We start from the raw sequence: 23968 nt of genomic DNA, 5'->3' as shown, positions 1-23968 counted from the left end.
CGCACACCCAATTTGATACAATCATTTGACTACACCCAAAATGAGACGGATCTACTGATGTTCATTCGTGCATACCTTCGAGCATCGACCGATGACCAGGACGCAAGTCGAGCGCGCGATTATTTGGAAACGTTTGTCTCCGGCTACGGCAAGGCCATCGCATCGTGCTACATGGAAAATGCCAGTGGCAGCCATGCCGACCGCCCGGAATTAATCCGACTACTCAAAGATGCTCGCCGAGGTGACGTGCTGCTGGTGGAAAGCATCGATCGGCTGTCGCGAATGGATGACCAGGCTTGGCGATCCCTCAAAACAGCAATCGATAACCGAGGCATACGGATCGTCTCTGTGGATCTGCCTACCAGTCATCAAGGCATGACGGCCCAGTCGGGGGACGAGTTCACCGACCGCATGCTGGCGGCCATCAACTACATGATGATCGATATGATGGCCGCGATTGCCAGGAAGGACTATCAGCAAAGAAGACTGCGCCAGGCACAAGGGATTGAGAAGGCAAAAGCTTCAGGCGTCTACAAAGGCAGACCCGTAGACGCAGAGCTGCGTAACCGAGTGCGTGAGCTGCTGGCTGCAGGTCTCGGGATCCGCGCAGTAGCGAGGCACGCTGCGTGTTCAACTACGACCGTCATGAAGGTCCGCGACGAGCTGGCGCAACGTTAGTCGGTTAAGGCCAATAGGTGTAGCGGCTTGCAATCGAAAACAGCCGTACTCGCAATCAGCGCAATTTTCGGCTCAGATTAACTGCGACTGACGGAGCCGTCTGGCTCAGATTAATTGCGAGCGAGCTTGCATTCAGCCGCATCGACTTGCATTCCATCGTTTCCGGCTCACATTAGCTGCAACTGAACCCGCGCCGGTTAGCACGTCCAACAAACGAGGGTTTGTTGGACAAAAACCGCGCTCCAGGCGCAGGTATGGTAGGGCTTGGGTGACGGAGTCCAGCAAATCTGTATATATTTCAACGTCCAGAAAATGTGTATTACCACGAGTTTCTGCACGCACATTCAGTTGCAAAAAGCGTGAGCCGGGCAACCTGCAATTTGAGCTGGTCGCAAATATCGTGAGCTGGAATGCAGATAATCTGAGCCAGCGGCACCGGATACATGCAAATAATCTGAGCCGAAAAAGGCGCTGATTGCGAGCACGCGTGTTTTCCAACGCGAGCCGCTACACCTACCAAAGCTGTATTTTGCGCAGATGGCCAAAGCCTTTCTAAACGTCGATCTGTTCCGTTGCGTGCTGTGTGGCGCGCGGATGGTATACACGGCGGCACTCAGCGGGCTGACGGTGCAGGGACTGATCCTCAACGCTCAGGCGATCGCGCAGATGAGGTACGTGAAGCCCTGACAGGGGGAAGGTGCGTCCGCACCTAGGCTCAGCGGTAAAATAACCTGAGTTAATGCGGATTGATAGGTATTTTCACTGCATAAGTAACGCATCAGCGTCTTCCTACGCATCGCTTTGAAGGCATGACGCCTCCGTCATAGCGTCAGCCGGATGCATAGGCATTTTGAAATTCCTATGCATCAAGCCTTTCCTTGAGAGGCTCAATGGCTCATGACTTTTGAGCCGCCTGCCTGACGACTTGCCTATGCGCGAGATTGTCTATACCAAACCCGCGACCTTTAATTGAATTACTGAAAGGCTCGTTATAAAGCGTGTCGTCCCATTGTTCCGGCATTCCATGGGAAGCGACACCAAGATTCACTTCAAGCATCGAATGGTGGCTGTCCTGACCGAAATAGGCATAGCAGGCATACCGCACAAGCTCTTTCAGGTTCTGCTCACTCTCAATACCCAGGCTTTTCAAACAAGCCGGTGCCAGAAAACGCGCAACAGCGACCATGCGCGAAGCGGTACCGGACGGGCCGGCGATAATAGGCTTTCCAGAAACTTCAGCACGCTTTGCGAAATCGCTGCCCGGTTTTACACTCCATACACTGCTGCCATGGCCTCTCAGAACCTGCAGATCAGATTCCTCAGGCAAACCCTTATCGAAGCCCACTTTCGTTTGGGCAGACGGATGATTAACCGGATTGTGACGATGAAAAGCCAACTCACGTGCACTGATCAGCGTCTGGCTAAGATTTGATGCCGTTTCATACCGGGCTTTGCCAATTTGTTCACGACTTTCGCTAGCCCGTGCAGCCCACCCTGACATGACATAAAGATCGCCTTCACAAGCCTTCAGATAGTTGAGGTCTAACCCACCGTCGAGCTTTTGCTGCAAGGCTGGATCGTTAACCACTCGTTTAAGCAAATGTTTAAAGTTGTTACTGAGCATAAGGTTAGTGAACAGTGTACCTTTCTCTCGAAGCGTCCCGACGCGACTGGTGGCCCGGATAGCTGCCGCATTCCAACCAACACTCCCCATTACATCAAAGCGCGGGCTGAGCACTCCACTGCCGTGTCGATTACTGTCATGAGGGCGAGAGACTGCCTGGACGATTTCGGCCCACCCCTTAACCTCCCCATGAGCCCTGACAAAAACGTCTGTCAACGTGTCAACCAGCGCGCTTATTGTCATTTTCGCTGCCGGGTGGTCGGCAATGTGTTCGATGACTGCTTTTTCGATCTTGCTGTTACGCTGGATTTCGCTGCAAACCGGCTGGGATTTCTGCGCCGAAGTTTCCGTTCCCGCATCCACGACGAGATTTGTACTGGGTATCGAGTGATTGCTGACTGTTTTCATCATATGAGTCACTCGTCAGAGCTCTCTGCGATCTCGTTCAAGTGGACGTGCCACCTATCGTCCTGCTTGTGCAGACCGGTTACTTTGAAAGGCGTCAGGGGCGGGATGAGCGCTTCGTCCTCGTATGGGTTTTTTGAAAAGGGACCTATATTGACGGCTGATGAGGACTGCAGATGTAACGTGACATCGGAAGTAAATTCTTCTGTAACATCCATTCTAGTCGATGTGCTCATGAACGCGTCATCACGATAAGTATTACCCGGCTTGAAGCGACTCATAACTTCACCATCATCCATCTTTTGCTTGATGCCTCTATGCAGCTGACCAGACACCTGATAATCAGGGTATTGAGCAAGTTTGGCCAAACCGCTATTCATTGCCTCGACAACAGGCGCGACATCATTTTTCGGGGCATACCGCAGATGATGGTTGATCGGTCTGTAAAGACAACTCGTATAGAGATGGATCGCAAGAAATTCATCGTCTGAAAAGCAATCACCAAAAGGGTGGCTGTCTTTTTCATCAAGTGCATTTTTGATCATGCTGTTTGGAGGCTGAATATCTTGGGCTATTGACTTTGGTTGACTTTTAAGTCGCTTTTTCTCTTGTGTGATCACTGAAGACAGCGCCTGCTTCATCAGCGTATCAGAAAGCCTAGGAGATGGTCCTTTTCGGGGGTTCGTGCGATATTTCCCCTTTATATTGCTAGCATAGTTCTGGCTTAATATTTGTTCATGACTGAGAGAAAGCATCGTCCCAGAAGCACTGGGCACTGGTGTGGACGAACCAGATGCATGTTGAGGGCTAATAGGCGGACTATACACATGATTGGAGCCAGAAGTACCACAAATATTACCCATAAATAAAATCACTCACTTAAAGTTTAAAGAAACGCTGAACAATTAACACGTCCGCGCCGTTCTCGTTTTTCAAGCCGATTTTTAAATCGAACGAGCTTACCTTGCTTTTCTGGGGACCAATTTCTGCCCTCACTCTGCTGATTTGCGGGCCAACCCACTCAGCAGTCCTTTGGAGAGGACTTCTGCGCTGAATCCGTTGGGGTGTTTGCAGAAGATGTGGAGCCGGATATTTTCATAGCAACCTCCTTTTATCTATCGGCGTCCCTGATCGTGCCTAAAGTTTTCGATTACCTGCTTGATCTGTTCAGCAAGCGCTTGGGCGTTTTCGAGCGCAAGCAACAGGGTATCTGCCCCGTTCCCGCCAAGGTCATGGGTGTAGCGAAGACACAACGTGTTTTGCTCGACATCAAGTGCTATACATGCGCTCATCGTGTGGACAGGAGACAGGTTCAGGTGCAATGCAAGCGCCAGCAGACGTCCGTCGTGCTCGGGATCGACACGGCTCAAGGTACAGATAGCGAAAAGCGCGTCGCCGTCAGTAGAGGGAACCAGAAGACTGGCTTGCTTATCCTTGCCTTGCCACAGTAAATAACCGTCGTCGCGCAAGGCCTGCAATGCCGAAGTATCAAAGCCCAGGGTCTTCAGGCTGTGCTCAAGCAGACCATTAACGGATGTGCGCATGGTGTGAATACCTTTAGGTTCGAATGAGCACTTGGTGGCGTGAACCTCCGTAAGGTTCCAGGCCACGTGAACTTGGGGTCCGGGGAGCAATGGAACAGGGAAGTCAGTTAAGGCCTCCCACCATACAAACAGCCGGCTGCCTCGTTAAATCTTGTCCGTAAGAGGGTGGTCAGGTGGAGTGCAATTACCCAAGCGTAATAGGTCTCGTCAGGATTGAACATATCCCCATGCTCAGCGTAACGGCCTCGATCCACGATGACGACGTCACCAAAAAAATACCGGCGCTCTGCATGTTGTCGCCTTCCACTTTGACCAAATATGAGCTGAAAACGCCATCCTGTGGCTGAGCTGGACACCATCCGATAAACGGTTAGTAACCCTAATCAACTGTTTCATATGATAATTATCGCTTGTAACGGTTAACAGCGTTCCGGAACAATTGCAATCGACCAGGCCAAACACCGGCGTTGGCTTATTACTCAAAGCTCGTGACGCCATGTCTCACAACGCCCCATATCGACAGTTCTTCGCCTTCCAGGATATGCCGAGGCGGATAGGCGGGGTTGGCTGACTTCAGCACGACATGGTCACCCTGCAGGATGAGGATTTTGCACAGCGGCTCGTTGTTCACGGCAGCAATGACAATGCTGCCACTGGACGGTTTTCTGGATCGATCCACAACAACCAGGCTGTCATGAAAAATCTTTGCACCCTCCATGCTGTCGCCATCGATCTTGGCCACATAGATGTGAGGCGCACGTAAATCCATCAACCGGTCGAATGAGAAGTCCTGCTCGATGTGGTCCGCAGCAGGATTAGGAAAACCGGCGGGGATTTTAAAGGTGTAGAGGGGGCGAATAGAGAAAACGGAAAAAATCGTACGCTAGCGTGAATTTTGTCAGGTTGAGGTCCTAGAAGTTGACGGCGATCCGTCAGGAAATACAGTAAATGTCCTAGTCTGACCCGGTGCCGGTGAGCGGCCTGACGCCGGGTTGAGGTGTACTTCAATCGGACACAGTCCAGGCTGCACGAGGGCCTGTCCCATGTCGGAAGTGCTTACCGTACGATTTTTTCCGAATTCTGCGGGCTCCCCTTCTTTACGCGTCTCGGCCATGGAGCCTATCAGCCCTCGAATTTTTCACACCTCTGGCCTGTTGCCGTTCGCTCAACCAAATAGTGAGTTTTTAAACATAAACTCAAATGAGCAAATGAACTTCCCTTACTAATCAGGTAGTTGGGCCACAAAATCGCTCAATACCTCTTTGATACTCCTTCCCTGCTTCGTCGCATAAAGCTTTAGCTTCATGTGTTGCTCCCGATCCAGGTCAAAATTGACTCGAACCGTCGCAGGCTTATCAGCCAAGCTTGCCAAGGTGGTTGCCTTCGAGCTTCGCGCGCTTGGCCGGCCGGCACTCAAAGCACCTTTTAATTTTTCACTCATAAACTCATTAGCTCCTTTGCTCAAAAAAGTTTTTGTTTTATCTCGGTCATCAGCGCGCGAATTTCCTTCGCACCGTCACTTTCTGGATCGCTATCGAGAATGGTCGTGCCTTGAGCGGCAGTGCCTGGGTAGCTCACACGCTGAGTGATGCGCGACTCCAGTACAGGGAGGCCATAGCCGGCCAACGCTTCCGAAATCTCTGCACCTATCCGCGTACCCTTGATTGCACGCGACACGACAAATGCTGCCTGCAAGGCACCATCCGTTACTTCTATGCGCTGTTTAACCAAATCCACGAGGTCTGCTGTAGCCCAAATGTCATACGGGCTCGGTTGCACTGGGATCAAAATAAAGGAGGCAGCTTTGATGGCTGAGATAGCCAAGTCTGCTGCCTGGGGTGCCCCATCGATAACAACAATATCTTTGTGCCCGATCGCCTTTAGATCGCGGTCGATGGTAGGGCGGTCGATACCAACAACCGTCACAGGGTTGTCATCAAGCACCGCTGCCCAATCACGAGCGCTTCCCTGGGGGTCTGAATCCACCAGCAGCACACTGGACCCATCCAACTGGAAAGCGCGCGTCAGGTGCGTGGCGATTGTCGTTTTCCCTGAGCCGCCTTTCTGGTTCAACACCGCAATGACTCGCATGAAACCTCCTGAGTAAATGATTTTATGTGCTTTTACTCAAGCGAGTATACCAGTAACTCAAACAAGTAAAAGCTCATAAACTCATAAATTTATTGCCTCCAGATGCGCTATTGTTGGCCCAGCGTGAGCCAACAATCATTTTTATGAAGAAGGCTTCAGAGCTTTAAAAGCTCGTTGAGTCATTGGGTGTCACCGCCACTGTAAAAATGACCCCCTAACGCCAACCTAGAATTGACCCCCCTGGGTAAAACTGGCGGCTTTGAGCTGCCAATATGTTGACCCAGGAGCAGTCTGTGGAAATTAAAGTGTTGGCCCGTCAGGGCCATGGCATCAAATTCATCGCCCGTGAGCTGGGTATTTCGCGTAACACCGTGCGCAAGTACCTGCGAAAGGCCCGGTCGCTACCCAGTGACAAGGTGAGACCCGCACGTCCGTGCAAAATCGACCCCTTCAAGGACTACCTGCACGAGCGTATTGAGGCGGCGCGCCCACACTGGATTCCGGCGACCGTCCTGCTGCGTGAGATCACGGCATTGGGGTACAGCGGCGGCGTCAGTCGTCTGAAGGCTTATATTCGCCCCTTCAAACGTAAGGCAGAAGAGCCGGTGGTACGTTTCGAGACACTGCCCGGCAAGCAGATACAGGTGGACTTCACCACCATTCGACGAGGCCGTCAGCCGCTTAAGGCGTTCGTGGCGACACTTGGTTTTAGTCGAGCAAGCTTTGTCCGTTTCTCCGAGCGAGAGGACAGCGAAGCCTGGCTGACAGGGCTTCGGGAGGCGTTCGCTTACTTTGGCGGCGTGCCCGAGCAGGCATTGTTTGATAACGCCGGAACCATCATCACCGAGCGAGATGCTTTTGGGGAGGGCCAGCACCGTTGGCATCCCCGATTGGCTGCGCTGGCCGATGAGTTTGGTTTTATTCCCAAGGTCTGCCGCCCTTACCGTGCCCAGACCAAGGGCAAGGTTGAGCGCTTCAACGGGTATCTGAAGGGCAGTTTCATTACCCCGTTGGCCGCTACGCTCAAGAGTGCGGGTCTGACGCTGGATGTGGTGACGGCCAACGCACATATCGGCCAATGGCTCGACGAAGTCGCTCATCAGCGGATTCACGGCACGACGGGTGTTCAACCGGCGGTACGTCTGGCCCAAGAGCAGCAGGTACTATTACCACTGCCAACACAGAGCCTGCGCCCACAACCCGCCCAAGGCCTACGCCTGGGACGGGTCCTGCCGTACGAGAGCTTGCAGCATCCGCTGTCGGTTTATGAGCAACTGCTGGAGGTGAGAGCATGAACCTTCAACATGCTCGCCTGACAGGGGTCGCCTCAGAAAACGGATTTTAAAGTACGCTAAGCGATTTCACTCGTCGTAATGGTCAGAATTTCCCCGCGCTGTTGCCGCTAAAGCTGGATTTCCACATCAGTGAAAGCTCTGCGCGCAGATTAATGTTGCTTCAGCGGCTATGGCATAGATTAGGGAACTTGCTTGGTGGGAACTGACCCGGCCAAATGACGACATAGCTAGCATGATGAAAGTATTTAATTCGTTGAGATAAAATGAAAATACATAACGCTGGCCTAACCCCACCTTTGCCGGGCATTTCGAATGGAAACGTTGGAAAGGCGGCGCAATCATCAATAACTCAACCGCAGAGCCAGCAAGGCTCTTATGGCTTGCCACCAGAAAGCTCTGAGACTCGCCCTGATAGGGCGCGTGCGAACTATCCATATTCATCAGTACAAACACGGTTGCCGCCCGTTGCGTCTGCTGGGAAACCGCTGCCTGATACACCATCTTCTTTGCCCGGCTACTTACTGTTGCGAAGGCTGGACCATCGCCCTGTGGATCAGGAAGGTACCAAAAGTCTGATCCCGGCAGACAAGGCTGTGGCTGAAGCGCGCCGTGCATTGCCCTTTGGAAGAGGCAATATTGATGTGGATGCGCAACTTTCCAATCTGGAAAGTGGAGCCCGCACCCTTGCAGCAAGGTGCTTGAGAAAAGATGCCGAGGCCGCCGGTCATGAGCCTATGCCTGCGAATGAGCCGATGAACTGGCATGTTCTTGTTGCGATGTCAGGCCAGGTGTTCGGCGCGGGCAACTGTGGCGAACATGCTCGTATAGCGAGCTTCGCCTATGGAGCTTTGGCCCAGGAAAACGGACGATCTGAATATGAAAACATCTACTTGGCTGCATCGACTGAGGAAGATCATGTGTGGGCTGAAACCGACGAATCCCAGTCTGGCACCTCAACGATTGTCATGGATCCGTGGTCAAATGGTTCAGCCATATTTGCGGAGGACAGTAGGTTTGCGAAAAATCGAAATGCTGTAGAGCGTACGGATACGTTTAATCTTTCAACCGCAGCCGAAGCGGGCAAAATTACGCGTGAGACAGCCGAGAAGGCTTTGACGCAGGTCACAACCCGATTGCAGAAACGCCTGGCGGATCAGCAGGAGCAAGTCTCGCCCATCAAAAGTGGTCGCTATCGACCAGAAAAATCGGTACTTGATGATGCATTTGTCCGCAGAGTGAGCGACAAGTTGACCTCCCCTGATTTGCGGCGTGCACTACAGGTAGATATTGAAGCGGTCGGAGTCGCAATGTCGCTCGGCACCAAGGGCGTCAAGGACGCTACTCGACAAGCCCGACCTTTGGTTGAGCTTGCAGTGAAGGTCGCCTCTCCTCAAGGCTTGGCGAGACGAGATGTCTGAAACCTGAACTCGCATTTTAAAGTACGTACGTTAAGAATAAGCGCCCCATTCATTCACGATGCCAGCGCTTTGTAGACCGTCGAACGACCGATCTTCAGCTGCCTGGCAATCTCCATCGCACTGACACCCTGATCGTGCAGGGTGAAGACATCGGCCTTATTCACCTTAGGTTTACGGCCAAATTTCACGCCCTTGGCCTTGGCTTCCAAACGACCTTCGTTGGTACGTTCCAGTATGCGCAGGCGCTCGGCCTGAGCCACCGCAGACAGGATGGTGACCACCATTTTTCCCATGGTCCCCTCTGTACTGATGCCATCATCCAGAAAACGGATGGCCACGCCCATGTCGTCGAACTCTTTGATGAGCTGAATCATGTCCGCAGTATCGCGACCTAATCGGTCAAGTTTTTTTACCAAGACAACATCGCCCTCTTCGACCTTGAGCCGCAGCAGCTTGAGGCCTTCGCGGTTCACATGACTGCCCGAGACCTTGTCAGTAAAAATCCTTGCTGCGCTGACGTTTTCAGCCTTGAGCGCGTTTATCTGTACGTCAAGGGACTGTTGGCTGGTGGAGACGCGGGCATAACCAAAAAGTCGCATGGGAAATGTCTCATAAGTCGATTTATAGATACCCCGTCTACGAAGTATAAGCAAACGAATTTATAGACGTGTGTGGAGGATCATTTTACCGTGTCCACAAACTTATGAGTAAGGAGACTGCATGCCACGTCGCTCGATTCTTTCCCTTGCGGAGCGGGAAAGCTTACTGGCGTTGCCAGATTCCCAAGATGAAATGATTCGTCACTACTCTTTCAGCGAAACCGACCTCGCCATCATCCGCCAACGGCGTGGGTCTGCAAATCGGCTGGGCTTCGCTGTACAGCTCTGTTACATGCGCTATCCCGGGGTAACACTTGCTATGGATGAAGAACCATTCGAGCCATTGCTGCGCTTGGTGGCCACGCAACTGAAGGTGCCGCCTGAAGCATGGGCTGACTATGGGCAACGCGCCGAGACGCGCCGCGAGCACCTGTTGGAATTACAAGCTCTTTTTGAGTTTCAGCCATTCACAACAAGACATTATCGTCCCTGCGTTCATAGTTTGGATGAACTGGCATGGCAGTCCGACAAAGGCTTCGTGTTGGCGACGGAGTTGGTTGAAGGGTTGCGACGACAGAACATATTGCTTCCATCACCAGGTGTGATCGAGCGCATTTGTGCTGAGGCAATCACCCGCGCCAATCGGCGGATCTATGAAGCCTTGTCCGAGCCTCTTTCGAATACACACCGCCGTTGCCTCGATGGCCTCCTTAGACGCCGAGACAAAGGCCAGACCACCTGGTTGGCCTGGTTACGCCAGTCGCCAGTTAAACCGAACTCACGGCACATGCTTGAACACATCGAGCGCCTCAAAGCATGGCAGGCTCTCGATCTACCAGCAGGCATTGAGCGGCTGGTTCACCAGAATCGCCTGCTCAAAATTGCCCGTGAAGGCGGCCAAATGACACCTGCTGACTTGTCCAAGTTCGAATTGCAACGACGCTACGCTACCCTTGTGGCACTGGCCATCGAGGGCATGGCCACCGTCACTGACGAAATCATCGACCTGCACGATCGTATCCTGGGCAAGCTGTTTAACGCAGCCAAGAATAAACACCAGAAACAGTTCCAGGCATCCGGAAAAGCGATCAACGCAAAGGTGCGAATTTATGGACGCATCGGCCAAGCCCTGCTGGAGGCCAAGCAAAACGGCTGCGATCCGTTTGCTGCCATCGAAGCGGTCATGTCTTGGGAGGCTTTCGCCAAGAGTGTCACCGAAGCGCAAAAACTTGCACAGCCCGAAGACTTCGACTTCCTGCACCGCATCGGCGAGAGCTACGCCACGTTGCGCCGCTATGCTCCGCAGTTTCTCGACGTACTCAAGCTGCGGGCTGCGCCCGCAGCCAAGGACGTGTTTGAAGGCATTGAGGTATTGCGCGCAATGAACACTGACAACGCCCGTAAGGTTCCCGTCGATGCCCCGATCGGGTTCATCAAGAAGCGCTGGAAGAAACTGGTTATAACCGACGGCGGTATCGACCGGCGCTACTACGAACTGTGCGTGATGTCGGAACTAAAGAACGCGCTGCGCTCTGGAGATATTTGGGTGCAGGGATCGCGTCAGTTCAAGGACTTCGAGGATTACCTGATGCCATCCGAGAAATTCGCCCATCTCAAGCTGGCCCATGAATTGCCTCTGGCCGTAGCCACCGACTGCGACAAATACCTGAACGACCGGTTGACGCTGTTGGAAGCTCAGCTTGCCACCGTGAACCGCATGGCTCTAGCCAATGACTTACCGGATGCCATCATCACCGAGTCTGGTTTGAAGATCACGCCTCTGGATGCGGCAGTGCCAGATACCGCACAGGCGTTGATTGATCAAACCGCAATGGCTATGCCGCATATCAAGATCACCGAATTGTTGTTGGAGGTGGACGAGTGGACAGGATTCACCCGGCATTTCGCACATCTGAAATCGGGTGACCTGGCCAAGGATAAGCACTTACTGTTGTCCACCATCCTGGCTGATGCGATCAACCTAGGCCTGGCTAAAATGGCCGAGTCTTGCCCTGGCACCACCTACGCAAAACTGTCCTGGCTACAAGCCTGGCACATCCGTGACGAAACCTATTCGGCCGCGCTGGCTGAGCTAGTAAACGCGCAGCTCCAACATCCTTTTTCCAAGCATTGGGGTGACGGTACCACATCATCGTCAGATGGACAGAATTTCAGAACTGGCAGCAAAGCCGAGAGTACGGGTCACATCAATCCCAAATACGGCAGCAGCCCGGGACGAACTTTTTACACCCACATTTCTGACCAGTACGCCCCGTATCACCTGAAGGTGGTCAACGTTGGCGTGCGCGATTCTACCTATGTGCTTGACGGGCTTCTGTATCACGAATCTGACCTGCGTATTGAGGAGCACTACACGGATACTGCGGGCTTCACAGATCACGTCTTCGGTCTGATGCATTTACTGGGTTTTCGCTTTGCACCGCGCATCCGCGACCTAGGCGATACCAAGCTGTTCGTGCCCCAAGGAAATATCGATTATGACGCGATTAAGTCAATGATTAGTAAAGAAAAACTGGATATCAAGGCCATTCGGACGCACTGGGATGAAATTCTGAGGCTGGCCACCTCGATCAAACAAGGTACCGTGACTGCCTCGCTGATGTTGCGCAAGCTGGGTAGTTATCCTCGGCAGAACGGCTTAGCCGTTGCCCTTCGCGAAATCGGTCGCATCGAACGCACGCTGTTCATTTTGGACTGGCTACAAAGTGCCGAGCTGCGCCGTCGTGTGAATGCAGGACTGAACAAGGGCGAAGCGCGCAATGCGCTGGCCAGGGCTGTCTTCTTTAACCGGCTGGGCGAAATCCGAGACCGTAGCTTCGAACAGCAACGCTACCGTGCCAGCGGCCTCAACTTGGTGACTGCTGCAATAGTGCTGTGGAACACGGTTTACCTGGAGCGGTCCGCAAACGCATTACGCGGACATAGCACCGCTGTCGATGAATCGCTGCTGCAGTACCTGTCGCCGCTGGGCTGGGAGCACATCAACCTAACTGGTGATTACCTGTGGCGCAGCACCGTCAAGGTTGGTGGAGGAAGATTCCGGCCATTACGACGACTGAAATCAGCTTAACGTACTTTAAAATCCGTTTTCTGAGGCGACCCCTTAGATGCCTCACAGCCACATTTTGCAATAATTGTGACGGTCAAATGATGGCAAACAGCCATTCAGCGCCTACGCTCAGGAATTCCTCCGTGAGATGAGCGCACCATGACTAAGATTGAGGCTGTACCGGCAGTAGCTGATGATTTCGAGACATGGCTGAATTCGCGCCCTAAGTGGTTGCAGACCGCAGCTCGAATGATCATCGACTCGAAGCGACAGTTGAACCCGGATGAAGTTAAAACGCTAGCTAGGCTTTGCAAGCTCGAAGCCAAGGGTGAAGCTGATCCAGGATTTCTGATCGTTACTCCTGGCACTTTATCGCAGGTTGCCAATAAACCTTTGCTTCGGATCGAGGAGATCCTAGATGTGCATGGGTTGAACGCAATCAAGGCTGGCGCCAATCTTCCATTCGGCAAAAGCAATCTCTCGGTGATCTACGGACAGAATGGAACCGGCAAGAGCGGTTTTGCGCGGCTGCTAAAGGAGATCTGTGGATCACGATCCAAGGACCAAATACGCAGCAACGTCTTTGATCCGACCCCTAAGGTCATCACACGAACGCTGTCATTCCACTAGATTTAAAGGCAGAAGCAAATAAATTCCGCTAAAACAGCTAAATAATAATGAATACCGGAACAAAGGCTTTATTTATTAAAAATCACGAACTATAGTGAAAGTCTCACTCATCTAGTAGGCGACCTCGCGCATGACTCCTGCCGATAACGAAATAGCTGAACAGCAGAATTTTGTAGACTTCAACTCCATTCTTTATACGCCTCAGTACGCCGCTGGCTGCTTCGGTCTGACTACGCGTCGACTTATGGCCATTGAAGAAGAACACGGCTTGGACATCAAACGCATAAAGCGTGGGTCGTCTACATCCAGGGTCTACACGGCCTCGGATCTTTTCAACATCGCCGCGCTGCGTCGGTCGCTAGGCCATCTCAAACCAATTGGTCGTCAAATTGTCGCTTCAACCTTCGTGCCAAAGGGCGGGACTGCCAAGACCACTACCGCGGTCAACCTTGCTATTAGCGCTCAATTTGCAGGGATTAAGACACTAATTATCGATAATGACCCTCAGGGTGATACCTCAAACATGCTGGGTTATGACCCCGACCTCAGCCCAGATGATCTCGTCGACATGAACATTCCTTCAGATCGGCTGGTGGATGGACATTTTGGCAATCTTCTCAGCCCGTTGCTTCGAATGAAGCCTTTTTCAGAAAAGGTGCTCGCTGATGTGATCAAAAAACCTTTTGGCGAAAACGGCATTCATCTCATCCCGGCTGACACATATCTTGAGGATTTGGCTGTTGCGCTCGATGCTTCGAACAATTCGGATATGTGGTATGCCCGATTCATCGAAGACGCAAATGCAGGAAAAGTACCAGGATGTGACCTTTCTGTTTATGACCTGATAATTATTGACAACGCGCCTGCTGGCTCTCGATTGACCAAGAATTCAGTTGCAGCTAGCGATCTATTGTTGTGCCCCGTTCGGATGGACAAATTTTCGTTCAGAGCACTGTTAAGGTTGCATGAGTGGTGCGCTCGATTCGCAAAAGAGTACAGCTATGCGCCTGCTCTCATGGCTATTCCTACGATGTTTATTCGCAAGCGCGCTAGGTTGTTAGCAAATCTTCAATCACTCAACACGCTTTTCCCTGGGCAGGTAACTGAGGAAAAAATCTATTTTTCCGAAGATTATTCGAAGTCACTGGATGATGGTATTCCTCTCATGTTGTGGAAGAGGGCGAACTCACAAACCATCGACACTGCAAGGCTTGTCTTTGGTGAAATCTTGCAGAAGATTCGCAGCTTGGCCGCCTGATTTTAAACATGGTGCTTCTAGCACCACCGCTCACTGATGCTTGTAGCACCACAAACACCGACTGGTGCTAGTAGCACCACTAAGAAACGGATAAATAATCATGAAATCCGATGATTTCCCGGGAAAACCTAAAGTCGGCCCAGCCATCAAAGGGCTGAAAGCACCGACGCCGATAACCACGCCTGACTCAACGACGGCGCAGCCGACAGGGAGGGCCGCGATGCTTCAAAGAATGAGCCAAGACTCCGAATCACCACAACTACAGGTGCCGAATTCAGAAGCGGCCTCAAGCAGGACCGCTATCCATATTCTGAATGTTGACCAGATAGTAAAATCACCATTTCAGCCAAGATTAGTTTTCGATCAGGCTGCACTCGAAGATCTTGGAACGTCAATCCAGACAATTGGTCTGGGACAGCCAATCCTTGTCAGGCCGCTGCCGAACGGACTTTTTGAGTTGATAGGCGGGGAGCGTCGATGGAGAGCTTCTAAACTCATCGGCAACATGACCATAGAAGCTATGGTCAAGCCCATGTCAGATGATCTCGCAATGCTTTTGGCGTTGACAGACAACGACCAGGAAGACCTCACAGACTATGAGAAAGCTCGTAGCTATTACTGTCTTCTCAAAAATGGTGAAGATTCGAGTATGCGTGCTCTAGCAAGGCGACTAGGTACGAATCATTCAGTGATCAGCCGTCTCCTGCAGCTGACACAATTACCCGAGAGCATACGCACAATACTGGACGGGCATCCAGCGCTAATCACGGCGAATTACGCTAAAGATTTCAAAGACCTATCCACTATCAATGAAGATTTAGTAGTAAATGTGGTCGAAAAAATGGCTTCAACTGGACTGCCACAAGAAGCTGCACTGAAATTGATAAGACGTGAAGTTGATTCGTTAAGCAGACCTGAAGCAAAGCAGGCAAAAAAAAGTGCAGTAGACGGGATAGGGACACTGCGTATTCTGGGTGACAGGGTTGAGGTCAAGTGTGCAAAGGGAATTGACGCTACAAAACTCGCTCAGGAATTTTTGACATTCCTGCATTCTTTGGATAAAGCTCAAATCCTAGAAGCTGATGAGTCCCCGTCGGGCCAGTGAACCAAAATCAGCGCAAAGATTGGATAATTTCAACGAAAAAGGATAACCAAATGGATAGAAATCAAAATCGCGGAGCTGAAATACTTGCACTTACCTTGGGCCTTGCCATGGTCTGTTACGTTGTTGCCAAGGCGTTTTCAGACTACCTGGGCGTGGACATCACAGCCGGGGGGCGGGTACTTTTAGCGCTTTTAATGGCCCTGGGTATGATTGGCTATGCAGTCTGGAGCGAGCTGACAAATGGGTTCCTCGGCTTCAGGGCACTTTTACCGTTGGCATTTTCCACTCTCTGGAGCGGTATGTGGCCAGCCATGCAGTATTGGGGCACCAAGTCGCTGTATTTCCCCGGCCTGCCTAGTGAGTATCAAGACTTGGAATGGTGGGCAAATGGATATACTCAGTGGGGTGGATGGGCTCTCATCCTGTTCGGCGGATATGGCATTGCATATTTCACCTGGCGGGCTAGGTAAGCCAACGAGTTATCACCTCACTGGCGCGCTTGATCATTTGGCCTTTACAACCCATAGCTGATCCAGGCGCGTCGTGTAACTCTGACTCATCTGCTCACGGCGCATGCCCCAATCTGGAGTGACTGGTACTGAGCCTGTACGCAGCGTTCCACGTCCCCACTTGCCGTTGATTGAATCCAAAGCGGCCATCAGTCGATCTGAACTCGCCGGTTGATTGGTCATGAAAAGGTCATCGGTAAATTCACCTGGTTGGCAGATATCCATCAGCAGCACTTCGGCTTTGCTGTACCTGAAGCCTGGGCGAAATATCCGCGAAACCGCCTCCGTCGCGAACTGGGTCATCACCCTGACATCGTTAGTGGGGTAGGGCAGCTGGACGAGTGCGCCGTTCGCGTACTTGGCCTCGTCAGGATTGAACATGCCGGTGCGGATGCTCACCCTGATCTTTTTACACACGGACCCTTGGGCTCTCAACTTCTCAGAAGCGCGCATCATGTAGGTGGCCACCGCCTCCTTGATCGGCCCCAGCTCGGTCAGCCGCTTGCCGAACATTCTGCTGCAGCAAATCTCCTGCCGTGGCGGCTCGACTTCGTCCAGCTCCAGGCACGCGGTGCCTGCAAGCTCCCGTGCAGTTTTCTCGATCACAACGCTAAACGTTTTGCGCAGCATCCAGGGATCCGCCATAGCGAGGTCCTTGGCCGACATGATCCGCATGCCCTCCAGATGCGCTTTCATCTTTCGACCGATGCCCCAGACCTCTCCGACAGAGGTATTGCGCAGCACCCAATCACGTTTTACAGGGTCGCAGATGTCCACGACCCCACCTGTGTGCGCCTGAATACGCTTTGCCGTGTAGTTGGCCAGCTTGGCCAGTGTCTTGGTCGGTGCAATCCCGACACCCACGGGAATACCTGTGCAGCGATGGACTTTGGCTCGAATCGATCTTCCCAACTCGGTCAGATTGCCTGGGATGCCGGTCAGGTCTGCAAAAGCCTCATCGATGCTGTAAACCTCAACAGCAGGCACCATAGATTCTATGATGGTCATCACGCGCTGGCTTAAGTCGCCATTTATGTGGAATGGAAAATCAACCCCTTACGTCCTAACAAAAATTCTCTACGTGAGAGGCCTTCAAGTAGATCTCCCGCCAATTTGGGAACCACATCATGGGTAAAAGCCACGAAGAGCTAAGTTGTTAGAAGCAACGTCTGGAGGCATACATGCACGCAAATCCTTTAAGCTCTTTCAACAGAGCTCAACATGGCAATCTGACTAATGTAGAGGCCAGCCAAGTTAAATCGGCAGGAACCTCTTCCACCACTAATATAGACAGTAAAAACATTGAAGAACATGTTGCAGACAGACTCAGTGATTTAGGCAGACCTGATGGTGGATGGTTTTTCGAGAAGTCACTTGGCACCTTGAAAAATTTAAATCTTGAGCAGTTAGCCGGAATCCATGATGTACTAAAATTAACAGATGGCGTAAAGAACATTGTCTCTTTTGGAGCTCGGGAAGGAGGCTTCGAGTTGGCAATGCAGTTTCGTCATGATTTATACAGATCTCAACATCCGGATGAAAACTCGCCGCACGATGCCGCAACTCATTATCTTGATGCAATCAGCCTGCAATCAAACAAATTTACAAAACTTGAAAAACTACAACATGTAGATGTATTTAAAATGCAAAACCCGTTTTGGGATGTCGGGTACAAAAACGGAATTGCGCACGCAAAAAAAATGGCATTCTTCATAACGCCAGAGTGGCTGGGTTCTGATTTCTGTAAACAGGAATTCCAGTGGCTTAGCGAAACAAAAAACAAAGACATAAAATCTGCATTTGTGATCTTTAAAGATGTAGACTTAAAAAGCAAAAATATGACAAGTATCTTCAATTTTGCAGACTTCCATAAATCACGCGTCATGATGGCAAGCACACCTCCCGAATCGGGATTGAATAATGTAAAAATCGAAAATAGCGTTGACCTGAATTTCAAGAGGTTATTAACTGACCGTGAGTCATGGGAACTAAATAATTTCCTAGGCGACTAAAAAACTCAAATCAGAGTGCCCACGATTATCGGTGTTTTTTAGCCTCGATTTGACTGGGCGTTCTGCCATCCAGCGTCGGCACATCATCGAGCTTGCGTATAAGCCCATCCAATTTTTCCAGGTCACCTTCAACAATAGCCCGCTCATCGGCCGTCAGGGGCACGGCCTCCAGATAATGTCCGATGGACGCTTTACTTTCCAGAGCCTGCGCTCTGGCACTGGCTTTGGGAATATTAAAATCGCAGCCAGCACACGCCATTCGATGAGGGCAACTGCTCCAGAACGGATTTGAACAGTACGAATCGCCCAGATCATAAAAGGTATAAGGGTCAGATGAACGTCGTGCGATTACGTCGTGGTCGATAAGCACTGACACCATGTGAGACATTTGATCAGCTTTGACAAATGATGCAGCCAGCTTGGTGGGGCGGATGCGGATGTAATGGAGCGTAGAACTGGGGGAACTGTGCCCAGACCACTGCATCAGCTCCATTAGCGACATGCCCTGCGGAACACTCGCCAATGCAGTAACGACCGAGGCGCGCCCCCGATGGCTGGTAATACGACCGCGACTGTCGTCTAGCGGGACACCGGCCTTTGCACATAGCATCGGGATAATCGTACGGTTGATGACTCCCACGCCCATGCGCTTGCCCCGAAACTGAAACAGGTAACTGACCTTCTCCCCGGTTCGTTCATCCAGAAGTGGTGCCTGGTTCACCGGTCTTTCTTTAAGCCAGGCGTCGATTCGCTCTTTAACCACCACCGCCACGGGTTTGACAAAAGCCTTGAATGTCTTGCTGGCTGGAATATCGAGGTAGCACAAGGTCTCTGGTGGAATTGTGGTTCCGTCTTCGTGTACCACCTCATGAAGCTGGGCATGCGCACACCCCATGGACAGCCGCATAATTTCATTACTGCGTAGCCCGGTGTGTGTCCACACCACAGCCGCCGCCTGAACCATCGCCAAGGGGTAGTGAATTTCCGAGAGCAAATCCTTACGCTCCAGGTTTAGGCTCGCCCAGACCAGCTTGAGCCAACTGGAGTCGTCGATAACGCGTGGATTGATACCCGAGTTGAACGCCACAGTACGGGGTGTGGCCAGGTAATGACGGGGGCTGAACTTTAGACGTCCCCAGCCCCACAGTTCAAAGTCGATGAAAAAACGGCGTAAGGCATGCAGAAACGCTCGCTTTGAGTTCGGTGCAATCGCTTGACCAAGTCCTTTCAACTTCGTACCGAGCGCTGACTCCAAAGCCCACTCACCAACGGTCATCCGGTCAATCGCCGCGATGACGGCCGCGCAGGTTGATGTGTTCCAATCGACGGGGGAGCTCACCCACGGCTGCTCGCGCGTCAACCAGATGCCGGTTCTCAACATGAAGCTGTAGTTACTTTCCCGTGTACGGGGACGTAAGGTTGAGGTGTCTCGCCAGCGACGACACCAACTGACCCAGACAGGGTCAATACCTTCGATACTCTTTTCACGCCAGTCAGCATAGCCACGCTTGCGTAACGGTTTATCCAGAATACCTAGTGCAGCTAGACCGTGGGAGACTTTGCCAACCAGCCTGGCAATGCCCACGCTTCGATGGCCTTGGCCTTTAATCAAAAGCCCTTCCGTGAAAGTCTCAAGCCGAGGGTCGCCGTTTTCCAAAATCAATGCCCCCAGCACGCTACTCAGGAACTTTTCAAGGTGACGCGCTGTGTAGCCCAGTGATTTCAAAACCGTACTTAAACGAGTGAGCTCATCCTTGAATATCTTGTGCCCGAAAATGAATGATGCATAAATCGCAGATTGGCGAAATTTGGTAATGCGCTGTGGCGTGCGAAAACCTCCCATGTGGTATGCGACCGCTGCCAGATAAGGGCGCGACCCAGCTTGGGTATCGAGGAGAGCCAACCACTGCATTTCTGACCAAGACCAATAGGGGATATCAGTCCTACTAACGTGCCAGAGAATGACGGACACAGAGGAGACCGCCAATCGATCTGAAACGCCAGCGTGTGCCACGAGATCAATTAGAGGAATAACGAGTCTGGGTACACTCGATTGTAGATAGGCCCAGTCGGAACGATACCGACGATTCGAGAGTATAGTCCGCTCCAGATCCGACAGTTTCTCTTGACGCTCATAATGATCCACATCAAATGGCACGTAGCTCATGGTAAATAATGCTCCCGTGACGATTACTCCGACTTGAAGAGTTCAGCGAACAGTCGGGCGTCCAGACTACCCACCGAATGCGCCATTTTTGCAGTCAGGTCCGCGCCCGACAGGTGCACATAAATCAAGGTGGTCTTCGGATCCCGGTGACCTGCATAGGCCATCAACTCATGCAGTTTCCACCCCGCACGAGCCAAATGCGTGAGTCGCAGATGACGAAAAGTGTGTGTACTCAGGCATGACAGATTTGAGTCCGTGGCCCATCTTTCTACCGTTTTACTCCACGTCCACCGCGTGAGTGCCGAACCTCGATTGCGATCAGACTCGGATCGAAACAGGGCTCCTCTCGACCAACCGGCCAGACGAAGGGCATGAAGATGCGTTCCAAGTATCGGCGCAATGTCAGGGCTGTAGCACACGACACGGCTGCGTCGGCCTTTGGTCGTTTCTGCGCGCACTGAAATGAGTCGATGGGCGAGATCCAGGTCTTCGATTCTCAGGCCCACCAGTTCGGCACGACGGAGCGCACCGCAGTATGCCAACGAGAGCATAAGTCGATCACGAATAGACGACCTGGCCGCGATGCTGAGAAAGTAACGCCACTGCTCATCCGAGGGGATGTCGGGCAGCTTTATCAGGCGAGGCACCAGCCCTCTCATAAAGCCTGAATGTCCAGGGATCTGACACAGGCGGCCGTGCTGGCCGCGAGGTACCGGATTCTGTGCGCAACGCCCCTGAAACACCAGGTGGTCGTACCACAGGCGGATCGCGGTGAGGCGCTGGTGCAAGGTCGAATTCGCCACCGCGTTTTCTTGCCCGGGCAGTAGCCGACGGATGTAGAGCGTGACTTGCTCAAATGTGATGGATTCAGCCTCCAGACCGGAGGCTTCGCAGTGGAGCAAGTAATGCGCCAATCCCCTGCCGTAGGCATCCAAGGTAGCCGGTGCTCTTCCCAGGTTACCGAGCAGCGCCAGCCATTGCTGAACGCTGGGGTAGCGGTGAAGCACGTGCTCATAAGAGGCAATAGAGGCCATGGGCAATCCCCCAGAACGTCGACAGAATCAGCGTAGCCCAAAAGCATTCCACTTAACTTACTAAAGCCCAAAATTGCTGCTGAACGACTGAATTCCATAGCGACGCAAAACATCTTTGATCTGGAAATAGGGCGCGCCCATTTTCACGTACGGTTTTGCATCGTAGCTGCGGGCAATAACGCAACCATCGTTGTTGCTGAGCACAACTATAGGAACCTTGGCCAAGTCAGGTCGAAACACGCGCTCACAGCTGGCGTAGAACGAGTTGCAATCGACCAGGCCAAACACCGGCGTTGGCTTGTTACTCAAAGCTCGTAACGCCATGTCGCACAACGCCCCATATCGACAGCTCTTCACCTTCCAGGATATGCCGAGGCGGATAGGCAGGGTTGGCTGACTTCAGCACCACATGGTCGCCCTGCAGGATGAGGATTTTGCACAGAGGCTCATTATTCAGTGCCGCGATCACGATGCTGCCACTCGACGGCTTTCGAGAGCGATCTACAACCACCAAGCTGTCATGAAAGATCTTTGCACCCTCCATGCTGTCGCCATCGATCTTGGCCACGTAAATGTGAGGGGCGCGCAAATCCATCAGCCGGTCGAATGAGAAGTCTTGCTCGATGTGGTCCGCTGCAGGATTAGGAAAACCGGCAGGGATTTTGAAAGTGTAGAAGGGTATGACCTTACCGGATTCGCACAACCGACCGAGTATTTTGACGTTCATGAGGCGAACCTAACTGGAAACAGAGTTAACTGTATAGACGTACAGTTAACGGCGCGCTGCCATCACCCGTCAACTCAAGCCGACCAGCAGCACGAAAAGCAGTCGCTGCCAGCACTGAATTCATGCGCGCACTCCCCATCATGAACCATCCTCATGTTCTGTTTTTAAGGGCTCTCCAGCTTGCGGCCCCTGCGTGACCGCAGATATCTGATGTACACCATGTTGCACACCCGAAGCGCGGCCATCAGCAGGCTGACCAACGGGGGCCCGAACAGGTGGGGTAGCGGGTGAGCGATCTTGCTTAGGTTGCATGGGCACAGCCTTACGGCTGACCTTGAGAACGCTCACAGTGGTCGGTTGAGCCACTTCAGTGAGGATGTGCGTGTAGCTGGCCACCGTTCTCACCGAAACGCCGGCGAGTGTTGCAATGGCAGAACGTACCAGCGCCTTGCCCTGGTCTTGAAGCTGTCGGCACGCGGCGCGTATCTTCGATTCTGTGGCTTTGTGTCGTAGTTCATGGGTGCGCCTGGCCGCCAGGCTCTGCCGCTCGGTGAGCGACAGGCTGCCATCGAGCTGCATTGCGCCTCGATGGCAGCGACGATCACCGGTGTACCGATCCCACGTCCAGCGGCCTACGGATTTGACCGTGGCGCGTATCGACGACAGGGGCAGGTTTTCCGAAAACCCCTGTTTTAGAAAGCTGTTGTGGTTGTAGGCATACGCATCGAGCGAGCGCATGAACGACTCAAACGAACCCAGCTCGCGCTCGCGATTGACGATGCTGTACGCAAAATAACGCAGCTGCTCGAACAGGATGCAGTGCCGCGAATGGCTGACCTGGTCCAGCTTGGGGCCGGTGGCCCACGGCTTGACGGTCAACTCCACCGCGCTCGCCAGTTCGCCCAGTTCATACACGTGGCTGTGAAATTCGGTCGTCTCCCACCAAGGGTGGCCGGGCGTTTTGGCCACGGGGCCACCGTGGTAGTCCACGTCCGCGTCGAGGCGAGCGGCAAACGCGGCATAGATCGCCTTCATGTACTGAATCGGCTTGGCCCGTGCATTCTCTGTCGTGCATACGGACGGCACGGCATAGAACAACTGGGAATGGCCGCTTTTGCGGTTGCGCACCATCAGGTTCGGCGCGGGCAACCCGGCATCGTCCCAAGCCAAGGCGTTGGCATGGTCGAGGTCGAACACCAGCCACGACACCATGCCGGGGCGATTGACCTGCATATAGGGATAACGCAGCGCGTATTCACGAGGACGGACGCGAGTCGCGGTTTTGTCGTCACTGCACCGCGCCATGTACGGCGCTTCCAGCAATAACCGGTTGAGCGCAGTGCCGTCTTCGAAGAAACGGGCAGGCGGCAGGTGGGTGCTGCTGGCCAGCGGATCGGTGTTGGCCGTGGATGAGGTCGCGAGGGCAAGACTGATCGCGTTGTCGTGGCTCATGCTTCACCGCCTTGGCCAACTGGTTGGCCAACGCGGTGAAAGGGTGTGACGCAAGGGGTCAACTGGGGGGGCAGGGTGCTGTCATCGAGGTCGCACAGCAGCTGAAAAATCTTTTCCATAAGTCCACCGTTCAGCGGTGAACTGAAGGCTTCACTTTTGACGGCTTGCACAAAGCCGCAGTGAACGCCATAATCAGCTCACGTTATGTGTGTTGAACAGGTTTCCGCCTTTCCAAACGGCCTGTTCAGGATTTTCCAAAAAGCCCCGCCGGCAAGCGGGGCTTTTTGGTTTCTGCATTTTGTGAATCTACATCGTCGCTTTCCTGCAAATAAAACTGTGCCGGATAGTAG

The 23968-nt window shown here is 52.6% G+C and carries 23 protein-coding genes and 1 pseudogene; 10 read left to right on the top strand and 14 right to left on the bottom strand.

From position 1 onward, the window contains the following. Nucleotides 1-57 precede the first annotated feature (57 nt). Nucleotides 58-678: a recombinase family protein gene (locus PSPTO_RS29570; RefSeq protein WP_005747119.1), complete on the top strand. Its 621-nt coding sequence runs from the start codon at nt 58-60 to the stop codon at nt 676-678. Between the two features lie 519 nt (nt 679-1197). Then, a pseudogene (locus PSPTO_RS29565) lies at nt 1198-1365 on the top strand (IS91 family transposase); the annotation flags it as partial. 208 nt (nt 1366-1573) lie between these two features. On the opposite strand, the gene PSPTO_RS29560 reads toward PSPTO_RS29565, so the two are convergent. From PSPTO_RS29560 to parA, 6 genes are all read right to left on the bottom strand, one after another. Then, complete coding sequence (locus tag PSPTO_RS29560; RefSeq protein ID WP_057443140.1) at nt 1574-2713, bottom strand: hypothetical protein; 1140 nt, start codon at nt 2711-2713, stop codon at nt 1574-1576. Nucleotides 2714-2718: 5 nt separating this feature from the next. Next, nucleotides 2719-3462: an ADP-ribosyltransferase domain-containing protein gene (locus PSPTO_RS29555; RefSeq protein WP_162273801.1), complete on the bottom strand. Its 744-nt coding sequence runs from the start codon at nt 3460-3462 to the stop codon at nt 2719-2721. Between the two features lie 360 nt (nt 3463-3822). Beyond that, entirely contained in the window at nt 3823-4251 is a 429-nt protein-coding gene (locus tag PSPTO_RS29550; protein ID WP_005783154.1) for a CesT family type III secretion system chaperone, read from the bottom strand. A 475-nt stretch (nt 4252-4726) separates the two neighbouring features. Next, nucleotides 4727-5128, bottom strand: a complete 402-nt coding sequence (locus tag PSPTO_RS29545; RefSeq protein WP_057443138.1) for a LexA family protein — start codon at nt 5126-5128, stop codon at nt 4727-4729. Between the two features lie 345 nt (nt 5129-5473). Next, entirely contained in the window at nt 5474-5692 is a 219-nt protein-coding gene (locus PSPTO_RS29540; RefSeq protein WP_004666922.1) for a plasmid partition protein ParG, read from the bottom strand. Nucleotides 5693-5712: 20 nt separating this feature from the next. Next, complete coding sequence (gene parA, locus PSPTO_RS29535; RefSeq protein WP_004666923.1) at nt 5713-6342, bottom strand: ParA family partition ATPase; 630 nt, start codon at nt 6340-6342, stop codon at nt 5713-5715. Nucleotides 6343-6614: 272 nt separating this feature from the next. Between parA and istA the strand changes: the two genes are divergently transcribed. Next, nucleotides 6615-7637, top strand: a complete 1023-nt coding sequence (gene istA, locus PSPTO_RS29530; RefSeq protein WP_002551322.1) for an IS21-like element ISPsy4 family transposase — start codon at nt 6615-6617, stop codon at nt 7635-7637. Nucleotides 7638-7763: 126 nt separating this feature from the next. On the opposite strand, the gene PSPTO_RS29525 is transcribed toward istA, so the two are convergent. Then, nucleotides 7764-8138, bottom strand: coding sequence for a hypothetical protein (locus tag PSPTO_RS29525; RefSeq protein ID WP_044311047.1), 375 nt, complete (start codon nt 8136-8138; stop codon nt 7764-7766). Between the two features lie 47 nt (nt 8139-8185). Here PSPTO_RS29525 and PSPTO_RS29520 point away from each other — a divergent pair, with 47 nt between their 5' ends. Then, the gene (locus PSPTO_RS29520; protein ID WP_044393506.1) at nt 8186-9055 is read left to right on the top strand and encodes a hypothetical protein; all 870 of its coding nucleotides are present in this window, start codon (nt 8186-8188) and stop codon (nt 9053-9055) included. A 53-nt stretch (nt 9056-9108) separates the two neighbouring features. Here the strand turns inward: PSPTO_RS29520 and PSPTO_RS29515 are convergent, their stop codons facing one another. Then, on the bottom strand, nt 9109-9654 hold the full coding sequence (locus PSPTO_RS29515) for a recombinase family protein (RefSeq protein WP_011107006.1): 546 nt from the start codon (nt 9652-9654) through the stop codon (nt 9109-9111). Nucleotides 9655-9775: 121 nt separating this feature from the next. Here PSPTO_RS29515 and PSPTO_RS29510 point away from each other — a divergent pair, with 121 nt between their 5' ends. The 5 genes from PSPTO_RS29510 to PSPTO_RS30470 all read left to right on the top strand — a co-directional run bounded on the left by PSPTO_RS29510 (nt 9776) and on the right by PSPTO_RS30470 (nt 16187). Further along, nucleotides 9776-12745, top strand: coding sequence for a Tn3 family transposase (locus PSPTO_RS29510; RefSeq protein WP_011107005.1), 2970 nt, complete (start codon nt 9776-9778; stop codon nt 12743-12745). Nucleotides 12746-12883: 138 nt separating this feature from the next. Continuing rightward, nucleotides 12884-13354 (top strand): hypothetical protein, encoded by a 471-nt coding sequence (locus PSPTO_RS29505; RefSeq protein WP_057443197.1) that lies wholly within the window; start codon nt 12884-12886, stop codon nt 13352-13354. 130 nt (nt 13355-13484) lie between these two features. Next, nucleotides 13485-14612: a ParA family protein gene (locus PSPTO_RS29500; protein WP_005615816.1), complete on the top strand. Its 1128-nt coding sequence runs from the start codon at nt 13485-13487 to the stop codon at nt 14610-14612. 100 nt (nt 14613-14712) lie between these two features. Then, on the top strand, nt 14713-15717 hold the full coding sequence (locus tag PSPTO_RS29495) for a ParB/RepB/Spo0J family partition protein (protein WP_046463942.1): 1005 nt from the start codon (nt 14713-14715) through the stop codon (nt 15715-15717). 50 nt (nt 15718-15767) lie between these two features. Then, nucleotides 15768-16187, top strand: coding sequence for a hypothetical protein (locus PSPTO_RS30470; RefSeq protein ID WP_226992718.1), 420 nt, complete (start codon nt 15768-15770; stop codon nt 16185-16187). A 33-nt stretch (nt 16188-16220) separates the two neighbouring features. Here the strand turns inward: PSPTO_RS30470 and PSPTO_RS29485 are convergent, their stop codons facing one another. After that, nucleotides 16221-17261, bottom strand: coding sequence for a DUF4113 domain-containing protein (locus PSPTO_RS29485; protein ID WP_193383858.1), 1041 nt, complete (start codon nt 17259-17261; stop codon nt 16221-16223). 146 nt (nt 17262-17407) lie between these two features. On the opposite strand from PSPTO_RS29485, the gene PSPTO_RS29480 reads away from it, so the two are divergent. Next, complete coding sequence (locus PSPTO_RS29480) at nt 17408-18238, top strand: type III effector (RefSeq protein WP_005770909.1); 831 nt, start codon at nt 17408-17410, stop codon at nt 18236-18238. A gap of 25 nt (nt 18239-18263) precedes the next feature. Here PSPTO_RS29480 and PSPTO_RS29475 read toward each other — a convergent pair whose 3' ends face one another. The 5 genes from PSPTO_RS29475 to PSPTO_RS29455 all read right to left on the bottom strand — a co-directional run bounded on the left by PSPTO_RS29475 (nt 18264) and on the right by PSPTO_RS29455 (nt 23618). After that, entirely contained in the window at nt 18264-20405 is a 2142-nt protein-coding gene (locus PSPTO_RS29475) for a tyrosine-type recombinase/integrase (RefSeq protein WP_011107043.1), read from the bottom strand. Nucleotides 20406-20428: 23 nt separating this feature from the next. Beyond that, nucleotides 20429-21439 carry a tyrosine-type recombinase/integrase gene (locus PSPTO_RS29470; protein WP_011107002.1) on the bottom strand — a complete coding sequence of 337 codons (1011 nt, stop codon included), beginning with the start codon at nt 21437-21439 and terminating at the stop codon, nt 20429-20431. 60 nt (nt 21440-21499) lie between these two features. After that, nucleotides 21500-21748: a hypothetical protein gene (locus PSPTO_RS29465; protein ID WP_046463832.1), complete on the bottom strand. Its 249-nt coding sequence runs from the start codon at nt 21746-21748 to the stop codon at nt 21500-21502. Continuing rightward, a complete protein-coding gene (locus PSPTO_RS29460) occupies nt 21741-22166 on the bottom strand; it encodes a LexA family protein (protein WP_010209623.1) in 426 nt (141 codons plus the stop codon). Before PSPTO_RS29460 ends, PSPTO_RS29465 begins: the two co-directional genes overlap by 8 nt. 138 nt (nt 22167-22304) lie before the next feature. Continuing rightward, a complete protein-coding gene (locus tag PSPTO_RS29455; RefSeq protein ID WP_011107001.1) occupies nt 22305-23618 on the bottom strand; it encodes a replication initiation protein in 1314 nt (437 codons plus the stop codon). Nucleotides 23619-23968: the final 350 nt, after the last annotated feature.

This window comes from Pseudomonas syringae pv. tomato str. DC3000, assembly GCF_000007805.1.
GTDB classification, from domain to species: Bacteria; Pseudomonadota; Gammaproteobacteria; order Pseudomonadales; family Pseudomonadaceae; genus Aquipseudomonas; species Aquipseudomonas avellanae.
The sequence above is the reverse complement of the archived record's forward strand: the minus strand, read 5'-3'. Positions and strand labels throughout refer to the sequence as shown.